Below are 2,115 nucleotides of genomic sequence, written 5' to 3' on the forward strand. Positions count from 1 at the left end.
GCGCTGCACTAACTCTTCGGCTAGCACCATCCCCGCAGCCGGTGCGTGCTGTTGAATAAGGTCAGCGACCACACCGCCCCGCTCGAAATCGCCATCAGCAAGGTGCGGTATAACGAGCGACTGAATATATGCGGTACTGGTACGAAGCTTGTTGAGGACGCGGGTTGCGGGGACAATTCCGGCATTCCTGCACGTCAGGAAGAAAGCAAGAAGTGCACGCTGGATGGAAAACGAGAGATGTCTGGCTCTGGCGCGCCGACGGGCGATCGGCAGCAACGCTGTAAGGTCGCTGTGATTCCCCAAGCGAGCAGCCAAAAGCCAGAGTTCGCCCTCGACATAGTCGTAAAGAACTCCTTGGGTCAGCATCGCTCGAACCTTGGTCATGATCGGCCGCGACTTGGCATAGTTCTGGAAATACGCTGCGAAGGCATCGATATGCTCTGGGTGCGAAGGAAGGAGCTTCAAGGTCGTGGCGAGTAGTTTCCGTGATGCACCCGCTCGGTAGAGGACGAAGCGAAGACGGCTCTTGTCCTTCACTCTTAGCGGTCGCCCCCCAACCGCGTCGTTGAACACCGCCACCGCCGAATCATCATCAAGCTCGGCTTCGTCGCCCGTCCTGCCCGTGGATTCGGCGATGCTGGGAAGCGTGCCTAGCGCATCTGCAAGCGTCGCCGCGTACATCACACTGAACTTCGAACTCTGCGGTATCAGGCTCCAGCGCCGGCACTCCATCTCGAGAATGATTGCGGCCCTGCGAACCTCCTCCTCGGTGTGAGCTAGAACGCGGATGTCGTCCACGTACCGGATATACGGGATTCCAGCCTTCGCCATCGCTTCGTCGAGTGGAAGGAGAAATACCTCCGCGAGAAAATCCGAAGCCACTGGCCCTTGCGGAATGYCATGGTCCACGGGGATGCCGCCGGCACCAGAGGTCCAAACGCACAGCCAATCCCGGATGAGTTTCCAAACTTCGCTGCTCCCACCAGATGGAGCCACGATGCTTTGTAGCGCACGGTGGGAGATAGTCTCGTAGAACGCAGCCAAGTCGAAATGTGCGATCCAGTGATTCCCGGCCATGAGGTGACGACCGAGGCGGGTCGAGAATCCGCTATAGGTGCGGCGCCAGTCCTGAAGGAAGAAGATCGACCTCGGATCAGGGTTCAGGCAATTGCTGAAGACGACGTTTCGTTCGACGGCGGCGCGCCGCGTCGCCATCTGCGCCGCGACCTCATTGGCAATTGCTTGAAGGACGATCTGATCGTCCAGGGAGAGGAGGGACAGCGGGCGAAGAAGCTTTGAAGCCTTCGGCATATAGAGCCGAATGGGACTCGTCGGTTTCCATGCGCCACGCAACTTCTCATGTAACAACCGAAGGTTCGGCTTCCGACCGGGCTCGTAAGCCTGGTACAGATGTCGGAACATCCGCTTGTGCTGCATATTCGTCGCCGTGGTTATGCGCGCCCAGGCGAGATCGAGATTCCGGATGGAAATCAATGAGGCTTTATTCATAGAAGATTGCCTGGCGCAGCGAAACGATTCTACGTCACGCGAAGCTTCTTCATGGAACAGCAGCTCAATTCTGCGAAGGCGTCGACTACCTTCGCTCAACCGGCCAGTCGAAGAAATCTAAATTGTGATCGGTCCGCCACCGCCGACGCCTCGCAGTACAGTGGCACACGCAAGTAAGCTCACATGGGTCGAACGGTGCTGTTCTCGGCCATGTCGTGCCAAACTGGGAGGAACCAGCGAGAACACAACTGATAAATAGCATGGATCGGTGTAAGTACGTAGAATAAAGCCACTTATATTTACCCGCGTCTATGAAAGACCAAGATGGAGGGTTTCTGCCGACTATCACTCCGACGGAATTGACGGCTGTGCTGACAGGAGATCCCGAAGCGCTCGAGATCCACCTTTCTTTAGTGGAGCGGGACGTTTCGATTGCTGGTCAGGCGGTAAAAATTCACTGTCACTGTCTGACAGTTGATGCGAATGGTCGAGTCCAACCGCAGAGGTTGGCCGAGTTCATGCGTAATGCGGTCGCGGACTACGCAATTCCGCGCGTTCAGCTTGCCAAAGCCAAGGAACGCGATGCTAAGTACAACAGCACCGAAG

2 protein-coding genes are annotated in these 2,115 nt (G+C 56.9%); one reads left to right on the forward strand and one right to left on the reverse strand.

The features are described 5' to 3' along the window. Positions 1-1,509: RNA-directed DNA polymerase (locus tag AB4043_RS23410; RefSeq protein ID WP_442308251.1), on the reverse strand; the 1,509-nt coding region annotated here is incomplete at its 3' end. Positions 1,510-1,877: 368 nt separating this feature from the next. Here AB4043_RS23410 and AB4043_RS23415 point away from each other — a divergent pair. Beyond that, positions 1,878-2,115, forward strand: a 238-nt coding sequence (locus AB4043_RS23415) for a hypothetical protein (protein ID WP_442308252.1), incomplete at its 3' end; no start/stop codon positions are given.

Origin of the sequence: Terriglobus sp. YAF25 (assembly GCF_052113305.1) — a bacterium.
GTDB lineage: Bacteria > Acidobacteriota > Terriglobia > Terriglobales > Acidobacteriaceae > Terriglobus.